Raw genomic sequence first — 18,291 nt, 5'->3', positions numbered from 1 at the left:
GCTATGGTACGTAATTCAACCAAGAAGTTAGCATTACTAGCGATTTTAACCGCCATGTGCGTGGCACTAAGAATTTTTAAGATTATACCTGTACCTAATGTCCAGCCAGTGACTGATATCTTAATGATTGTAACTTTAAATATTGGTTTTGGTTTTGGATTTGCCTTAGCTCTTTTAACCATGGTCGTCTCCAACATTTACTTAGGCTTTGGCATCTGGACTGTATCACAGGTTTTAGCTTACGGCGGTTGCGTTTTAACCGTTGCTTTGCTAGGTAAATTTACACCGCTTAAGAAACACTTTACTTTACAATTAATTCTCGCCGTTTTTCTTGGCTGGGAATATGGCTGCTTTGTCGACTTCGGTATGTCTATTTTTGGTGGTTTTAACGCCTTTTTAGCATATTGGGCCGGCAGTCTAGTCTTTGACACTTATCATGCAATTGGTGATTTAGTATTTTATCCCATTTTATACAAACCACTAAACATTGCTCTAGATCATTATAAACGGAGGCTGTTATGACAATTAAAATTTATACCAAGGTCGGCGATCAAGGTTTCACTAAACAGGTTACCGGTAAAATGGTTCCTAAATATGATTTGCAAATTGTCGCCGTTGGTGATATTGATGAGCTTGATTCATATCTCGGAGTTGTAATTGCCAACTTGTCTGCCAAATGTCAAAAATTGCATGATCCTTTACAGAATCTGCAACGTGACCTATATGAGCTTGAAAGTGATATTGTTGTCAAAAGGCATGAAGAAATTACGACAGAAAAAGTGGAGAATTTAGAAAAAGAAATCGACAACCTCAATGAACAAATTCCTAAAACAACCCATTTCATTCTACCTGGCGGTTCGGTTACTGCTACACATCTGCATTATGCACGTACAGTGGCCAGACGAGCAGAACGCTCAATGGCTAAGTTGAACGCTGAGGAGCAAAAACTTGCTCCTGCTTGTTTAAAATATATCAATCGCCTGTCAGATTATCTTTTTATCTTAGCGCGCTACGCCAACGTCTTAGATGGTGTGCCAGAGGTCAAAAGTAAAATCAAATAATCTTACTCATATTAAAAAAGCGGAGTAGTTTCAATTACGAAACTATTCCGTTTTTAGTTTATTTAAAATTAATACTTTACTGCCACCACAGTTTGATCAATCCCTGTGTACCTAGGTCGCCTAAATGCTTTTCATCAACCAAAATCTCATATAACTTTTTAGCTTCTTCAGTAGCAGGTAATTCAATTTTCATTTCTTTAGCTGTCTCTAAAGCAATGCGTAAATCTTTCAAAAAATGTTTACTGAAAAAGCCTGGGGTATAGTCACCTTTTAAAACTCTCGGACCGTAATTACTTAGACTCCAGTTAGCAGCACTACCCGCACCGACGGTTTTGAGAACTGTTTCTAGGTCAAGGCCGGCCTTTTTGGCATAAACAAGCATTTCTGTCATACCAGTCATCGTACCTGCAATCATAATTTGGTTTGCCATTTTGGTATTCTGACCTGCACCAGCTGGTCCAAAATAGTGAACTTGCTTGCCGAAATCCTTAAAAACAGGTTCCAAGTTTTGATAAGCAGATTCATCTCCACCAACCATGATGGTCAAGGTACCATTTTTAGCGCCCAGGTCACCACCAGAAACAGGAGCATCCAGTACTTTAGCACCCTGCTTTTCACCTGCAGCAAATATTTTTTGGGCTAAAGCCGGTTTTGAAGTTGTCATATCAACCAGGTTTTTGCCTTTGACATCCGCCTGCAAAATGCCATTATCGCCAAAATAAACCTGTTCAACATCTTTCGGAAAGCCCACAATTGTAAAAATCGTGTCTGCATGTTCAACAACAGCTTTAGGATTTTCACACCAAGTGGCACCTTGAGCAACTAAATTATCCGTCTTGCTTTTTGTCCGGTTATAGACCCATAACTGATGACCGGCTTTCAACAAATTAAGACAAATTGCATTGCCCATTACGCCAGTGCCAATAAAACCTATTTTCATCATCAACATCTCCCTTATAAAAACGTTTTCTCGACAACTTAATCATACCACTAACTTATCTTTAATAAGCAAGTTTTTTATTTATTTAGGTTTTCGTTAACAAATATTTTGGCCTGGGTACCATATTCCGGCATCGCCCAACAATGTAAAATTTTTAACTGCCTTTTTACCTATTAGCAAATTGCTTTTCAAATCATAAATCAGGATTAAATCAATTGCAAATGCACCTAGTAATTATAGTTTAAACGGTGCCATATCATTTTTAAATAAAAAATTTTAGTTTGCTATTTGACTTAACCTTAACATTAAGTACTACAATTTTAATAATTATAAAATTTTATGTTGCAGGTGAGAGCAATTCACACAATTGCTAGCTCACTCTTACAGGAAAGTATTTTATAATTATTAATAAAGATTGAATAAATTAGTGCAGGAGGCACTTGATAATGAACAAACATGAAGATTTTTTACTAAACCACATTGCCGGACCCAAAGATTTGAAAAAATTCAGTATTTCCGAAATGGAACAGTTAGCCCAGGAAATCAGAACATTAATCTTAGAAAAAGATGCGGCTGAAGGCGGGCATCTTGGTCCCGACTTAGGAATTGTGGAGGCCACAATTGCCTACCATTATGTCTTTAATGCACCCGAAGACAAAATTATTTGGGACGTTTCGCACCAAACATATCCTCATAAAATGTTAACTGGACGGGCACAGGCCTGGCTTGATCCCGACCACTATGAAGATGTCACTCCGTATTCTAATCCGGACGAAAGTCCTTATGATTATTATTCAATCGGTCATACTTCAACATCTATTGCGCTAGCAACAGGTATGGCTAAGGCCCGCGATTTAATGGGCAAGCATGAAAACATCATGGCTTTAATTGGTGATGGCTCGATGACTGGCGGACTGGCCTTTGAAGGCTTAAACAATGCTGCAATTGAAAAACATAACTTGGTAGTTGTAGTTAATGATAATCAATGGTCAATTGATGAAAATGTTGGTGGCTTAGTGACAGCTCTAAAGAAATTACGTGATTCAAACGGCCAGACTGCCGAAAATCCGTTTACAGCTATGGGCTTTGATTACCGCTATGTCGCAGACGGCAATAACCTGACTGATATGATTGCCGCTTTTAAAGCAGTTAAAGATGTTGATCATCCCATTTTATTACACATTAATACGTTGAAGGGCAAGGGCTATGAGCCCGCAGTTTCTGATGAAGAAGCTCACCACTGGGTATCACCGTTTAATTTACAAAATGATCAACCACTTGCTCCAGAAAGTCAGGAACCTACGCCTAATTCAGTGGCGCTTGACGTGATTAAAGATGAGATTAAAGCAGGAAAGAATGTCATGGCGATAGATGCAGCCATTCCGGGTGTCTTTGACCTGGAAGAGTTCAAAAAAGAATTTCCCGATCATTACACGGACGTGGGCATTGCTGAACAAGAGTCTGTTGCTTTTGCCACGGGGTTTGCCAAAGAAGGTGGGATTCCAGTTCTAATGGAAAATTCTACTTTCTTACAGCGTGCTTTTGACCAACTTTCTCACGATACGGCTGCCAACGACCTACCAGTTGTAATGCTAGTAGCTGGCGGGCGAATTTCTAACCAATCAAAAACGCACTTGGGAATCTTTGACCAAGTAATGGTTTCTAACTTACCTAATTGGATTTATCTTGCTCCTACTACACTAGAAGAAGAAAAAGCAATGATTAAGTGGGCCATTAAACAAAGAAAACACCCAGTTGCTATTAAAATGCCGGCCAATGTGCCAGATGCAGACGAACAAACTGTAGCAACCAATTACTCAGAAATTAAATATCGGGTTAAACCAGGTAAAGATGTGGCTGTCATAGCATTAGGTGACTTTTATCAATTAGGAAAAGACGTGGCAACTAAGTTAGGAGCTAGCCTAGTTAATCCACTCTCTGCCAATATTTTGGACAAACAAGCACTGGACCAGTTAGCAGCTAATCACCAAGTAATTGTTACTCTTGAAGATAACTCTCTAGATGGTGGTTTTGGGCAAAAAGTGGCTTCTTATCTGGGTAAAGAAAAAGTTAAAGTGCTCAATTACGGCCAAAAGCGCGTTTATACTGACCAAACTCCAGTTAAAGAAATTTACCAGCAAAATCATTTAACTACTGAGCAAATTGTGGCGGATGTGCAACAGAATTTATAAACTGCAAACTATGGCTACAGTAGGAGCTGATTAATAATGACCAGAAAACATAAAACTATCATAGCAGGCACATTGCTATTAGTGTTATTGCTACTTGCGGTTTACATCTTCAAAAACAACTACCAGAAAGAAAATGGTGCCAGCATTCGCATCGATACGCCAACACTTTTTGTACATGGCTGGGGCAGCAGTTACCATGCTGAAGAAAGCATGGTCGCTTATGCCCAAAAACAGCATGCTACTAATTCTGTTATTCGTGCCGATGTTAGCTCTAATGGTAAAGTCACCGTAATAGGGACAATAAAAAAGCGGGCCAAAAACCCGGTAGTTGAAGTCAACCTCCAAAATAATAAGAGCATTTTTGCTGGAACAAATAATCAAATTGCTGCCATGAACAAAAGCAGCAATTATATTAAAGATGTAATTAATGCACTGCAAAAAAGATACCGTTTTAACCGCATTAATTTAGTAGGTCACTCAATGGGTAATTTACAGATTGCCTTTTACTTGCGCAATAATGCCACTAATTCGCACATGCCTCACCTAAATAAACAGGTTTCAATTGCCGGCCATTATAACGGTTATATTGGAGAACAAGGGGCACCAAATAAAACTGTCTTAAATCGCGCTGGCAAACCGCAAAAAATGAGTGCAGGCTACCGCGGACTTCTAAGTTTGAGAAAAAAATTTCCTCAAAATACTGACGTCTTGAATATCTATGGTGATATGGGGTCTGGCAGTGATGGTGACGTTACCGTTAACTCTGCCCGTTCCTACCGTTATTTAGTCAGTAAACGCGCCCGTTCATATCAGGAAAAAGAAATTAGAGGTTCTCGCGCTCAACACAGTAAACTACACGAAAATACTAAGGTTGACCGTTTATTAGTTAACTTTCTCTGGTAATTAGCTTATTGTATTTTACCTTGGTCGTATAAACTAATCTTATTTTTCAAACGAACAATAGTAGCCTGAATGTTCTGATCTTGCTTTTCTAACCTATGCAATTCTTTGACTAAAATTTGCCGTCTGGGTTTCTTAGTATCACTGCCCTGCTGCATCAATTTAGTATATTCCAGCAAATCATTAACTGGAATTTTAACTTGACGCATGCACTTAATAAAACTAATCCAGGTAAGATCTTTTTCCTCATAGTTTCTAACTCCGTGCTCTTTTTTGACTTCAGGTATCAGACCCATTTTTTCATAATACCTGAGTGTTACAGGGGTTAATTCTACCTTTTCTGCTACTTCTGATATTTTCATTATTGTTCCTCTTTTCGATAATTAAACTTAGATCTAAGTTTAAGTCTTATCTAAAAAAATATTGAGTTAAACACAGCGATTGTTCTTGCTTGTTTTATCTAATATTGATTGAAAAGTAACCTATAGTTAATAGTTATAGGCGCTTTTTATCTTTCGATTTTACCGATTAGTTAAAATTTTAGTCATACTACTTTTTTATGTAAAATACTTTTTAAACATGATCTTGTATAACTTGTTTGCATTAAAGGGACTTTTTAGCGGCAAAAACAATTTAGCAAGGAGAAGATAATATGGAACTAAGAGTTTTAAATTACTTTGTAGCCGTGGCACAAGAAGGCAATATGACCCGTGCTGCCAGAAAGCTGCTTATCTCCCAGCCAGCTTTATCAAGGCAAATTGCTGAACTAGAAGCTGAACTTGGCGTTAAATTGTTTAGCCGTAAGTCGCGGCATTTAGCTTTAACTCCAGCAGGTCATTATTTACTTGAACAGGCACAGGAAATTTTAGACTTATCTGCTAAAACCAAAAGAAATCTAACAAAAGCTTCTTTTGTTAGTGGCGACTTGACCATCGCTGCGGGAGAAAGCCTCGGGATGCAGCGGGTCATGAATGTGGTCAGCGCAATTATTAAAGAGCATCCTTCTGTTAAAATTCACTTATTAAGTGGGGACTACAGTTATGCCGAACGCAAGCTAGATAACGGGACGGTTGACTTTGCAGTCATTATCGGAAACGTTCCTTTAGCTAATTACGCCTCTTTAACCTTACCCGAAAGAGATACTTGGGGGATTTTAATGCCCGCTAATGATCCTTTAGCGCAAAAAGCAGTGATCAAACCAGTAGATTTACAAGGACGTTCTTTATTAAATTCACAGCAAGCGCAAAAAATGCACCTTTTTCAAAACTGGCTAGGAAATTATTATGATTCAGTCAATTTTATTGGCAGTTATAATTTAAATTTTAACGGTACTTTGATGGTTAAGAATCATGCCGCATTAATGCTTACTTTAGATAAATTAGCTGATACGTCTAAAGATTCGGGCATTACGTTTAGAAAATTACAGCCAGAGCTACAGCAAGCTATCAGGGTGGTTTGGAAACACGGTGTTAATTTATCACCAGTCGCAGAATTATTTTTAAAATTACTGCAGGAATCAATTTTTAAGTAATAATACTTAATGCCAAGAAAATGAAAAGAAAAAGAATATCATAGACTTTAAAAGCCCTGTAGCCATAAGCTACAGAGCTTTTTAGTGTTAACTGCCAGTACTTTGGTATTTTTGTAAAAACACTCGCCATAACTGATAAATTACGATAAAAAAGAATATACAGGCGCCAGGTATTAGTAACAGCCATATCCACTCATGTTTAACTGCAATTTTTTCTTGTGGAATTGAAGCAACCCAGCCAATTGGCAAGATAAAGGTCATAATTAGCCTTAAAGCCGACGAATAGATCGCTAACGGATATTTACTCATGTCAAAAAAGTCAAATGTTGTTTCTGCCAAGTTGGCTAAACCATTAGAAAGTAGTGCAACGATATTACCTAATACAGCTAGTCCTAAGAAGATGAGCGAAGTAAAAAGTGAGATAAAAATAAACATGACCGTGATATACCATGGATTATGCAACTGCATATCCACAATTATTAACAGCAACAGCGCAACAATTAAATCGCCCCACGCATCTTCATCGACTCGTTCATTAACAAGCTGAAATAAAGGATTGACGGGTTTAATTAAGATTGTATCTAAGCGGCCGTCATGAATATAGTCTGAAATATTGAGCGCATTGATAAAAAAGCAGCGAAAAATAGCAAAAGCTAAAGTTGCCAAGGCATAAGTTAAAAGTAGCTGTGCAAAACTATAGCCTTTAATGCGGGGCACAATATTAAAAATAAATCTTAAAGCGAGGATATTAAGCACATTTTGAATGATCATCCCTGCTAGCGCAAAATAAAAGTCCAGGTCATAAACAGCAAGTGATTTTAAATTTACTTTTAAATAAGTACTTAATAATTTTAAATATCTCATTATTACCCTCCTTGAATCACAGTTGAAACAACGGAGCGCTTAAACAAGAATTTAAAAAGCACGTTGAACAGGATAATGTAGAAAAGCTGGATCAAAACTACTTGAATAAATAAACTCCACGATGGCTTTTGCGCCAGCATTCCCACTGCACCAAATGAATACTGAAATGGTAAAAAAGATGCCAGCTTTTTAATTATTGCAGGATAAAAATTGGCAGGAAAAATATTGCCAGCTAATACCAATAGTATTGCTTCTTTAAAAGTGGAGATGCCCCAAATACTATAGGTATAAAAAGAAAATGTTCCCAGGAGTAGTTCCAGCTCAAAATATAATAGATAAGCTAAAATTGCTGTCACTAAGACCATTAAAATTGTGCTCAATGCAATTTGAAAATTCAGAATCCATAAACAAACTAATAAATCCACTGTACCAATCACTGCAAATTTGACAACTGAATAGCCAATGCTTTCCCACAGTAGCTGCGTTGCAAATGCTACTGGTTTTAACAGGTCAAGTGCAATATCACCAGAACGAACTTTATCATTCACATCGTAGCTGGTTTTAGGAAAAAGCACGGTCAAAAGCTGCATTAATACCAAATAACTAATTGTTTGTTTAAATTCACCGTTTGGCTTGCCAGTTAGAACAGCTTGCCACAAAAAATACTGTACGGTAAGCGAAATTAAAGATGAAAACAGCCAGAAAATCAAAGCATATTTTGAGGCTAGACCTTTTTTTATTCCTATTTTAATGAGCATTAGCCTATATTTCATTGCTGCACCTCCTGCTGTTTGAGGTGCGCCAATAAATATGCCAATTTATTGCTCTTAACTTCAATATTGGCAACTGGGATGCGGGCAGTAATTGTACTTAACACTTCTTTCAGATTTTCTTGCTTAATGCCTGCAATCTGGTATGAACCGTTTTTAAGCTGCATCATGTTGGGCCACTGCTTTATTAAATCAGCGCTCAATTTATCTGCACTAGTAAAAGTGACTGTTGCAGGTACATTTAATTCTGCCAGTTCTTGACTACTTTGGTCTAATACCAGCTGACCATTATTCAAGATTAAAATGCGCGAGCATACCTCGGCTACTTCATCGAGATCATGTGAAGTGAAAATGATCGTTTTATCAGTTAATTGTTGTAAAAATTCCGTGATACTATTTTTTGTCAGAACGTCAAGACCGATTGTAGGTTCATCTAAAATAATCAGTTCAGGATCGTGAATAAGAGCTGCAATAAATTCAGCCTTCATCCTTTGACCCAAACTAAGGGTGCGCACCGGTTGCGTTAAAAACTCGGTAGCCTGCAACATCCGCGCTAACTTTGTTACCCGTTTGGTAAAAATATCCTCCGGTACTTGATATATTTCACGGTTGAGTTTAAAAGTGTCCATTGCGGGTAGGTCCCAGCGCAATTGGCTTCTTTGCCCGAATACTACTCCTATTTTAACCGCATTTTTTTGTCTATTATTAAGCGGATCTCTGTCAAAAGTCTTGACACTGCCGCCATCAGGCTGCAAAATACCTAAAATCATTTTGATCAAAGTCGACTTGCCGGAACCATTCAGCCCCACTAAGCCAACATGATCTCCTTGATGAATTTCTAGAGAGACATTTTTTAATGCATAAAAAGTACTATATTTTTTGTGAAACAGCTTAGCAGCTTTCACTTTGCGATATCGTTTCGTCAGGTTCTTGGTTTCAATTATCATTAATATTCCCCAATACTTAATTTAAAGTGCTGGTTTCTTCCCCAAATAGAAACCAACATTTACCTTGAACCGACGTTTCCAAGTCATAGCGCCATTATAGCGCTTAATTTTTATTTTTCCAAACTCTTGCAGTTACTTTGAAAATAAAGCCAAGATAAAAATGGCCACAATTACCAAAATATCTGCAAATTTCATCTTTTCTTTAAGGAAAATATCACCAAAGATGACGCTGTATAAAGAGGTCATGTTTAAAAAGATCCAGGCAATGCTTGAGTTTGGTGAAGACGTTGCCAAAGTATAAGTTACTTGCGCTAAAAGCGTTAGAACCGCCCGGGAACCATAAATTAGATAAACCTTGCCTTTGAGATTTTCAGCGCTGATTTTGAGAGTTTTGTTTTTATAAATAAAAGTAATTAAGGTAATTAAGCAGCGCACATAAATTGTCATGATAGTAAAAAAGACCAGATCAATCGGTTTGATTAGGCCTTTAGTTAATAACGGCGAAAGTGCCGCTTGAATAATCAACAAGGGCGCAATCACAACAAAAGTTGTTAATAAGTTTTTTAAATTTAAATTATTGTGGCGCTGCTCGAAAACAATATAAATAACCACGATCACAGTGGAAATAATAGAAACTAAATATGAAGATTTGCTAAAGTAACCCATAGTCAGCAAGATGGCCAAAGGAATAAAAAGATCGGTCACCTTGCTCAAAAGCACAGACTGCATAATTGAAACTTTTTTGAACACATAGCTGTAACCATAGGCAACTATCTGCGCCAAAAAAGCATATAAAAGGACTTTAATAAGATAGTTATTGGTTATTCTGGGACTAGGAAAACTGTGCAGGACGTAAATCAGGAAGAAAGTCACTAAAACCGAACTGCAAATATTATTTAAAAAGTTCACATCAATTGAGCTTTGCTTCCGATACCCCATTTGATAACGGTCAATAACTGATATTATTCCCCTGGAAAATGATGAAATGGTGGCAAAAATAATCAACCAAATATTACTGATAATCATGCTTCCTCCGAATGACAAATTTTGTTTAAAACTATTACTAATATTTTGGTCTTTGCAGCCACAATTAAAAAGTCAGAGAAATATTTATTATCAGTAACTATGAGTTGTTCAGTTACTAAAATCCAGCCATTGGACATACAAAGTTTAAATGTATTCAAATGATATCCACTAACGACTAATCATAAAAATACAGTATTTGGTTTGAATAGTACTTTATTATACATCAAGTTTAACATTCAAAAAAGACTAGGATTTTTTCACCCCAGTCTTTTTATATTATTTACGCTTTACTATATGCCAGTCCTCGTTTTAGTCTCTTCCAAAAACTGGTATCTTCTGTTTGTAAAATTACGCCTTGATAAATTTTACTAATGTATACTGTTAAAGCAACAATACTTACTATTAAAATTACCAACGACAAAATAACTTCCATATTACCAACGTGGCCATTAATTATACGAATCGGCATCATGAATGAGGAAAAGAATGGCACGTAAGATAATACTTGTGGCAGAATCTGTTCTGGGTTAGTAATAAGCGCAAACGACAGGAAAAATGCAATGAGGGAAAGCATCGTAGTACCTTGAGCAGCCTTCGAAGAATCTTCCGGCTTAGCTACTAAAGCTCCTGAAAAGGCTGCTAATATCGTATAAATAATTACACCAAGAATCAGAAAAATGAGATTGACATTTAACAAATTGCCCAAAATTTTATTTATTACTACTTGATTGTTATGCATAAAAGAAGCCGTAATTTTTGCATGCAATGCCCAACGGTAAGTTGCCCAGCCGCCAACAATATAAATGATGAGCTGAGTAAAAATTACGCCGAAAATACCCAAAATTTTGCCTAAAAAATATTTTGCAGCAGTTGTACTGGAAAAAATGATTTCCATAATCTTCGTGCCCTTTTCAGAGGCTATTTCTTGAGCTGTAATGCTACTGTAGGACATCAAAACCATGTAAACGACCATAATCACAATAATCAAAGACACCATTTTAACCAATTTATCACCCTGATGATTTTTCTGGAGCACTTCGCGATATTTAGGTTGCTGCTGTAAGGCTTTAATTTGACGTGGCGCCAATTGCGCCTGCTGCAAATTAAGCTGACTCTGCAAGACTTGTAAATAGCTTTTTACTTTGGGTTTCAATTCATCATCAATAGGTGACGCTCCGTGATAAATGGCCTTAACCTGGTTTTTTTGCGTTTCAAATACCAAGTAACCATCAACTTTTTCTTTTTTGACAGCCTTTTTAGCGGATTTGGCGGTTTTAATTTTAGCATCAACATATTTATCATTATTTTTAATAAAGTTTTGGCGAATTTGCTCATTGGAACTGATAACTGCAATCTGACTGTCTGGACCAGAACTAGCACCGATAGCTCCTCCTAAGGCACTACAGCCAATTATGAAAAACGGTCCCAAAATCAAAAGCAGAAAAGACCAAGATTTAACTTGGTGCCAATAAGTTTGCAGCGTTACGGTCCATAACTTATTCATGTTGTTCACCAGCTTCCATTCTAAATATTTCGTCAAGTGTTGGTGGTTGTTGCCGAAACTCTTCAACATATTCGCCGTTTGTCAATGCGTCAAAGACTTCCGCACCACTATTTTCATCGTCAATCCGCAAAAGATATTGGCCATGCGCTTTCTTTTCCACTTTTTTAACGTGAGGGAGCTGCTGTAATTCTGCAAGCGACTTAGTAGTTTTACAGTAAATTTCTGTTTTACCAAATGAGTCACGAACAGCGTCAACTGTACCACTTAAAACAACTTGTCCCTTTTTCAACATGATCAAACTATCACAGATTTCTTCAACGTTTGACATATCGTGACTTGAAAAGATAATTGCTGCATTATTCTTTTTAGCATCTAAAACTGCGTTTTTAAGCAAATCTGCATTTACCGGATCTAACCCACTAAATGGTTCATCCAAAATAATTAATTGGGGTTGATGAATTAAGGTACAAATTAATTGCACCTTCTGTTGATTACCTTTTGAAAGTGTTTTTATTTTGTCACTTTTCTTGCCCTGGACATCAAAGCGTTTCAGCCAATCATCGATTTGTGGTTTTATCTCTTTTGCGGGGCGGCTTTTTAACTGCGCTAAATAAACAATTTGTTGCTCAATAGTCATTTTGGGTAGTAAACTGCGTTCTTCCGGCAAGTAGCCTACCGTATCAAAAGTTTTTTCAGTAATGGGCTGATCTTCCCAGGTGATTTTTCCGTTGTAATGAAGAAAATTTAAAATACTGTGAAAAGTGGTGGTTTTCCCTGCACCATTTTGACCAATTAAACCCATAATTTCACCAGGCTGAATGGTAAAGTTGACATCTTTAAGAGCCTGAAAATCACCAAAGCGCTTACTTAAATGTTCTACTTTTAGCATAGCTCCCTCCTTTTTCAATAAAAATCTGACTAAATATTACTACAATACATAATTTTACCCTATGCCATATTACAAAAGCAATATGCCTTTAATTTAATCAGGGAAAAGGAGGAATATTTTCACACATGATTTATTTCAAAATAAAAGGCTAATAAATCATGTTAATGAAACATTAATTTATTAGCCTGTTAAAGTTGATGCTCATATATTTTTAGTGGAAGTTTGTAATTGCCTGTGCAATAGGTACTGAGCCATTAGCAATATCAAATTCCTTTTGGTGTAATTTTCCCGTTAAAATAATGTCAGCAACGGTTTGGGCCACATCTTGACGAGTAATTGTCATATCTGCAATAGAATCAGTAAAATGACTTGCTACTTTAATTTTCCCTGTTGCCTTTTGATTAGTCAGTGCAACTGGTCGTAAAATTGTGTAGTCCAGTGAGCTGTGTAACAACCATTGATCAGCATAATATTTTGCCGCATAGTAATAATTTTGTGGTCCTGCTGCTGGTGCATTATCCGACCAAAAACTGCGATCGTCAGATTTAATCGCACTAATCATGATAAAACGCTGAATGTCAGTTTCTTTTGCAGCGTTAATTGCTTTGACTGCACCGTCAAGATCAATCATCATTGTTGCATCAGCACCTGTTTTGCCACCTGAACCAGCCGCAAACACTACTGTATCGACCGTCTGCATGGCTTTTGCCAATTCTTTTTGCGACCCTGCTAGATCAATAAAAGCAGTAGTAATTCCCTTTTCTTGATATGCTTTTTCCTGCTCATGGGAGCGCAAGCCTGCAATGACCTGGCAATTCGTACTTTCTTGTAGAATTTTTACCAATAATTGCCCAATCTGTCCGTGAGCACCAATTATCAGAACTTTCATTTTCAATCACTCCATCCACAATAATTCATTTTATTATAGTTTAACCGAATATTTCAAAATACATTATAAAAGGGCTCTTGACTAATCACTATTAGTTTTAGAACCCTTTTATATAATTCAATATTTTTTAAAAATTAATCTATTAAACAACCCCACCTATTATAAATCAGCTAAATTCTTCTTCTTGGGAGCATTCTTAGGACTATCAGCGTCATTCTCCTTATAACCGAAGAAGTATGTCAAAGCAAAAGCAGCGACAATAGTCACAATAGAAGCAATCCAGAAGTTCAGCAGGTTATTAGGATTGCCTTGTCCGGCTTTAGGAACAAAGGATGGGAATCCAATCAAACTGCCAGTAAAGCCATACATATCAACTTTAAGCAGACCGTTTACCAATCCGCCAATGGCAGCACCAAGACTGGAAGTCATGAATACACGACCATACTTTAAGTTAACACCGTACATTGCCGGCTCAGTAATACCGACAGCGGCGGAAATAGCAGCACTTAAAGATAAGCCCTTTAAGTCAGGATTGTGCTTAGTCTTAAACCAAACTGCAAGGGCGCCAGCACCTTGTGCAATCATCGTTACTGAAACGATACCGTTTAAGATACTGTGTCCAGTAGCTGCTATATCATTCGCAATAATTGGCACTACTGCCCAGTGCAGTCCGAAGATAACGAGTATCTGGTAAAGACCACCGATGATTAAACCAGAAAGTGCAGTGTTGACTGTCAGTAGCCATTGCAATACTTTGGCAATTCCCGTAGAAATAAATGAAATTACAGGACCCACAATAATTAAGACCGTCATCCCTACTAGAAAGATTTCTACTAGAGGAGTAAAAATTTGTCTTAGTGTGACTGGCATCCACTTCTTAATCCACGGTTCAATTTTAGCAGCCATCCAAGCCGCAAAAATCATTGGGAAAATTGAATAAGTATATTGTGGAATATGAATTGGAATACCGAAGAAGTTGGCATTAATACCAACGCCAGCTAAGTAGTAACTGAATTTGCCGCTGGCATAAATTTTTACTAAATCAGGGTAAATCAGAAAACCGCCAATAATAGAAACAACTACTGGATTAGAGCCTAATCTTTGAGCAGCAGTAAAGCCAACAATTAAAGGCAAGAAGTAAAACGATGCATCCCCCATCGCATTAATAATAGTGTAAGTTGGAGAAGCCGTAGACATGTGGCAAAAGTTAGTCAAGATGTTAAGAATACCTTTTAACATACCGCTGGCGGCCAGCAAACCAATTACAGGCATCATAGAACCGGTAATTACGCCTATTAACTGGAAGAAGCCATTTTTAATCTTGCCACCGATAGATTGGTCAGCCTCTGGGACTGGAGCAGTAGGTGTAGTCTCCCCTTGTCCGGCATATTCAGGCCCGAGTATCTTAATTAGTTCATCGTAAACATCTTCTACCGTTTGCCCAATAACTATTTGATATTGGTTATTAGCACGGGTAACATCTATTACACCTTTAATATTATTAACCTCGTCATCCTGCGGAATACTATCATCATTTAAGGTAAAGCGCAGACGGGTAAAGCAGTGCATAACGCTTTTAACATTATCAGCGCCACCAACAGCCTTAACAATTTCACGCGCTGTAGTTTGGTATTTATTTTCTTTTTTGTTAGCTGCAGCTGGTGCTGATTTAGTTTGCTTCAAAGTGATAGTGGCTACAGGTTCACCAGCAGGCTTAGTGCCAAGAGCAAGATCGATACCAGCTAAAACATCAGCGGTATTAGTAACTGCCAAAATCACTGTATCGTCTTTTTGAGCATTTTTAATCGCTTGCAGATCCATTGTCCCCAGTTGCTGGCCAGCTTTTACTTCAGAGCCAGCTGCCACTTGCCAGTCAAATGGTTTGCCATCAAGTTCAACGGTATCTATACCCAGGTGAATCATCAATTCCACACCCTCTGCTGTTTGCAAGCCGAGTGCGTGTTTAGTTTCAGCAACCATTACCACTTTACCCGTTACTGGTGAAACTATTTTCCCAGAACTAGGTTTAACAGCAAAGCCTTCACCTAATTTTTTCTGGGAAAAAACCGGATCATTAACATCACTGAGATTAATGACCTGACCAGCAACAGGTGCCAGTATTTTAATCGTACTACTCATATTTTAGCCTCCAGAAAATTACAACATAAAAGGTCGTCATATATATTGATAACGCTTTCCTTAAAATTATAGTTCTTGTATAGACAAGTGTCAATAAATTGCTTATTATGTTGCTGTATTAAATATTTTTTTATTTTTTATTGGTCTAGACAGGTAAAAAATAAATGTAAGGTGGTATGATTAGTGTTAAAAGGTGGATAACTAATAATGAGAGCTAAATATTTACAAATAGCAGCGGATCTAACAAATAAAATAAAGCACAAGCAATATGTTGCCGGTGATTTTTTACCGAGTGAGCCTGCTCTGTCAGAGCTTTATAACGTTTCACGTGAAACAATTAGAAAAGCTTTAAACGAGCTCTTGGATGCCGGTATAATTCAAAAAATAAAAGGAAAGGGCTCAGTAGTTATTAACGCAGCTCGAATTGCCTTTCCGATTTCTAATATCGAATCTTTTGATGAACTGAACAAGCAAAAGCAAATGAATGCTGCAACTAAAATATTGGAATTAAAAGATGCACAGATGCCTTTTATAATCCGTAAGCATTTATCCTTAACAGAAACTGCCGCAACCTATGTAGCCCGTTTACGGTTAATTAATCATGAGCCAATAGTGGTTGACGAAGATTATATTTTAAAAAAATATGTACCTGACATATCACTTGAACAGGCTAAAAGTTCCTTATACCACTATTTTGAACATGATTTAGGACTTGAAATCGATTATGCAAGTAAAACTATTACCGTAGAACCGGCAAGTAAAGATGTAATGGAGCAGTTGCATCTTACCGATACTAACTTAGTGGTAGTAGTCCGTAGTTTAACTTATTTAAAGGATACTTCTTTTTTTCAGTACACTATTTCTCAACACCGACCTGATAAATTCAAATTTGTAGACTTCGCCCACAGAAAAGCTAAAAATGGAGGACTTATATTATGAGTTTAGCTGACAAAGTGATTTATCAAATTTATCCTAAATCTTTTTACGACAGTGACGGTGATGGTATCGGAGATTTAAGGGGAATTATCGAGAAAATCCCCTACTTAAAAAAACTAAATATCGATATGATCTGGTTTAATCCCTTTTTTGTATCTCCTCAAAACGATAATGGCTATGACATCGCAAATTATTACAAAATTGATCCATTATTTGGCACAATGGCCGATTTCGAAGAGTTAGTCGCAAAGCTGGCTCAAAATCACATTGGTGTAATGCTCGATATGGTTTTAAATCATTGTTCCACTGATCACATTTGGTTCAAAAAAGCTTTGGCCGGAGACAAATATTATCAAAAATTTTTCTACATCAGAGAGCCCAAACCAGATGGCAGCTTACCTAACAATTGGACATCTAAGTTTGGTGGGCCAGCTTGGGCCCCATTTGGCAAGACCGGCAAGTATTATCTTCATTTATATGACAAAACTCAAGCTGACCTCGACTGGCATAACCCTGCAGTTAGGAAGGAACTATTTAAGGTCGTTAATTTTTGGCGTGACAAAGGGGTTAAAGGTTTTCGCTTTGACGTGATTAATGTTATTGGTAAAGACGAAAAACTCACTGATGCGCCTAAAAACACTGCTAGCAAGTTAATGTATACAGACCAGCCGATAGTGCACCAATACCTAAAAGAATTAAATCAAAAAACTTTTGGTCAGGAGCCAGATGCAATTACCGTGGGAGAAATGTCCTCAACAACTGTTGCCAGTTCCGTTGCTTATACTAAAAAAGGTAATCACGAATTATCAATGGTTTTCACATTTCATCACCTAAAAGTTGATTATCAAAATGGTCAGAAATGGACCAAAATACCTTTTGACTTTTCCGCTTTAAAAAATGCTCTTAATAAATGGCAGATTGGAATGAGTCAAGGTGGTGGCTGGAATGCCCTGTTTTGGAATAATCACGACCAGCCATGGGCGCTGAGTCGTTTTGGTGATCCCATTTACTTTCGGGAAAAATCCGCTGAAATGCTGGCTACCGTAATGCACTTGTTACGCGGTACCCCTTATATTTATCAGGGCGAAGAAATCGGCATGATCAATCCCAATTATCAGAAGATCACGGATTATGTCGATGTCGAAACACTCAATGCTTATGATGAGCTTAAAAAGCAAGGCTTAAGTGACCCTGAAGCACTGGCAATTATTCAGGCAAAGTCTCGCGATAATAGCAGAACGCCAATGCATTGGGATAACACCGTTAACGCAGGCTTTACTACTGGAAACCCTTGGCTAAAACCAAAAGATCAAGAACAAATTAACGTGGCGGCTGAACTTGATCATGGTGAAATTTTCCCCTATTATCAAAAGCTGATTTACCTAAGAAAGCATTACCCCATTATTGCCAAGGGAAGCTATGAACCGATTGACTTGAACCACCCACAAGTTTTTGCTTATTGCAGGCTTTACCGAGGACAAACCTTACTTGTAATTAACAACTTTTATGGGCAAAAAGTGATGTACGGTTTACCCGCTTCTTATCAAGGGCAAAAAGCACAAACTTTAATTAGCAACTATAATAAAAATTTACAAGAGGTGCCTAAAACTTTAGCTTTACAACCCTATGAATCACTGGCTTTATTAATATAGCTTAATGCAAAAAGAAAGACTGACCTGTCAGCCTTTCTTTTTATATTTTCT

17 protein-coding genes are annotated in these 18,291 nt (G+C 37.4%); 7 read left to right on the top strand and 10 right to left on the bottom strand.

The features are described 5' to 3' along the window. Window positions 1-3: 3 nt before the first annotated feature. Window positions 4-522, top strand: coding sequence for an ECF transporter S component (locus DKL58_RS00345; RefSeq protein ID WP_045927323.1), 519 nt, complete (start codon window positions 4-6; stop codon window positions 520-522). After that, on the top strand, window positions 519-1,061 hold the full coding sequence (locus DKL58_RS00340) for a cob(I)yrinic acid a,c-diamide adenosyltransferase (protein ID WP_046331384.1): 543 nt from the start codon (window positions 519-521) through the stop codon (window positions 1,059-1,061). The genes DKL58_RS00345 and DKL58_RS00340 overlap by 4 nt, the downstream gene beginning before the upstream one ends. 76 nt (window positions 1,062-1,137) lie before the next feature. Here the strand turns inward: DKL58_RS00340 and DKL58_RS00335 are convergent, their stop codons facing one another. Beyond that, a complete protein-coding gene (locus DKL58_RS00335; protein ID WP_109585680.1) occupies window positions 1,138-2,001 on the bottom strand; it encodes an NAD(P)-dependent oxidoreductase in 864 nt (287 codons plus the stop codon). A 446-nt stretch (window positions 2,002-2,447) separates the two neighbouring features. On the opposite strand from DKL58_RS00335, the gene DKL58_RS00330 reads away from it, so the two are divergent. Further along, window positions 2,448-4,193, top strand: coding sequence for a 1-deoxy-D-xylulose-5-phosphate synthase (locus DKL58_RS00330; protein ID WP_109585679.1), 1,746 nt, complete (start codon window positions 2,448-2,450; stop codon window positions 4,191-4,193). Window positions 4,194-4,229: 36 nt separating this feature from the next. Further along, window positions 4,230-5,096, top strand: coding sequence for an alpha/beta hydrolase (locus DKL58_RS00325; RefSeq protein WP_109585678.1), 867 nt, complete (start codon window positions 4,230-4,232; stop codon window positions 5,094-5,096). Between the two features lie 5 nt (window positions 5,097-5,101). Here the strand turns inward: DKL58_RS00325 and DKL58_RS00320 are convergent, their stop codons facing one another. Continuing rightward, complete coding sequence (locus DKL58_RS00320; RefSeq protein ID WP_045927319.1) at window positions 5,102-5,455, bottom strand: MerR family transcriptional regulator; 354 nt, start codon at window positions 5,453-5,455, stop codon at window positions 5,102-5,104. Window positions 5,456-5,745: 290 nt separating this feature from the next. On the opposite strand from DKL58_RS00320, the gene DKL58_RS00315 reads away from it, so the two are divergent. Then, window positions 5,746-6,624 (top strand): LysR family transcriptional regulator, encoded by an 879-nt coding sequence (locus DKL58_RS00315; RefSeq protein ID WP_109585677.1) that lies wholly within the window; start codon window positions 5,746-5,748, stop codon window positions 6,622-6,624. 87 nt (window positions 6,625-6,711) lie between these two features. On the opposite strand, the gene DKL58_RS00310 is transcribed toward DKL58_RS00315, so the two are convergent. From DKL58_RS00310 to DKL58_RS00275, 8 genes are all read right to left on the bottom strand, one after another. Next, the gene (locus DKL58_RS00310) at window positions 6,712-7,491 is read right to left on the bottom strand and encodes an ABC-2 family transporter protein (protein ID WP_162542361.1); all 780 of its coding nucleotides are present in this window, start codon (window positions 7,489-7,491) and stop codon (window positions 6,712-6,714) included. Then, on the bottom strand, window positions 7,491-8,261 hold the full coding sequence (locus DKL58_RS00305; RefSeq protein ID WP_109585675.1) for an ABC transporter permease: 771 nt from the start codon (window positions 8,259-8,261) through the stop codon (window positions 7,491-7,493). The genes DKL58_RS00310 and DKL58_RS00305 overlap by 1 nt, the downstream gene beginning before the upstream one ends. Beyond that, complete coding sequence (locus tag DKL58_RS00300; RefSeq protein WP_109585674.1) at window positions 8,258-9,205, bottom strand: ABC transporter ATP-binding protein; 948 nt, start codon at window positions 9,203-9,205, stop codon at window positions 8,258-8,260. The genes DKL58_RS00305 and DKL58_RS00300 overlap by 4 nt, the downstream gene beginning before the upstream one ends. 132 nt (window positions 9,206-9,337) lie before the next feature. Continuing rightward, complete coding sequence (locus DKL58_RS00295; RefSeq protein ID WP_109585673.1) at window positions 9,338-10,231, bottom strand: EamA family transporter; 894 nt, start codon at window positions 10,229-10,231, stop codon at window positions 9,338-9,340. Between the two features lie 280 nt (window positions 10,232-10,511). Further along, on the bottom strand, window positions 10,512-11,735 hold the full coding sequence (locus DKL58_RS00290) for an ABC transporter permease (RefSeq protein ID WP_109585672.1): 1,224 nt from the start codon (window positions 11,733-11,735) through the stop codon (window positions 10,512-10,514). After that, complete coding sequence (locus tag DKL58_RS00285) at window positions 11,728-12,624, bottom strand: ABC transporter ATP-binding protein (protein WP_109585671.1); 897 nt, start codon at window positions 12,622-12,624, stop codon at window positions 11,728-11,730. Before DKL58_RS00285 ends, DKL58_RS00290 begins: the two co-directional genes overlap by 8 nt. A gap of 211 nt (window positions 12,625-12,835) precedes the next feature. Next, window positions 12,836-13,513: an NAD(P)H-binding protein gene (locus DKL58_RS00280; protein WP_109585670.1), complete on the bottom strand. Its 678-nt coding sequence runs from the start codon at window positions 13,511-13,513 to the stop codon at window positions 12,836-12,838. Window positions 13,514-13,672: 159 nt separating this feature from the next. After that, window positions 13,673-15,652 (bottom strand): PTS sugar transporter subunit IIABC, encoded by a 1,980-nt coding sequence (locus tag DKL58_RS00275; RefSeq protein ID WP_109585669.1) that lies wholly within the window; start codon window positions 15,650-15,652, stop codon window positions 13,673-13,675. A gap of 207 nt (window positions 15,653-15,859) precedes the next feature. Here DKL58_RS00275 and treR point away from each other — a divergent pair, with 207 nt between their 5' ends. After that, the gene (gene treR, locus DKL58_RS00270) at window positions 15,860-16,591 is read left to right on the top strand and encodes a trehalose operon repressor (protein ID WP_162542303.1); all 732 of its coding nucleotides are present in this window, start codon (window positions 15,860-15,862) and stop codon (window positions 16,589-16,591) included. Next, window positions 16,588-18,240, top strand: coding sequence for an alpha,alpha-phosphotrehalase (gene treC, locus DKL58_RS00265; RefSeq protein WP_109585667.1), 1,653 nt, complete (start codon window positions 16,588-16,590; stop codon window positions 18,238-18,240). Before treR ends, treC begins: the two co-directional genes overlap by 4 nt. Window positions 18,241-18,291 lie beyond the last annotated feature (51 nt).

It is taken from the genome of Lactobacillus kullabergensis, assembly GCF_003151025.1.
Lineage (GTDB): Bacteria > Bacillota > Bacilli > Lactobacillales > Lactobacillaceae > Lactobacillus > Lactobacillus kullabergensis.
Note: the sequence above shows the minus strand (reverse complement) of the source record. Positions and strands in the feature narration are given on the sequence as shown.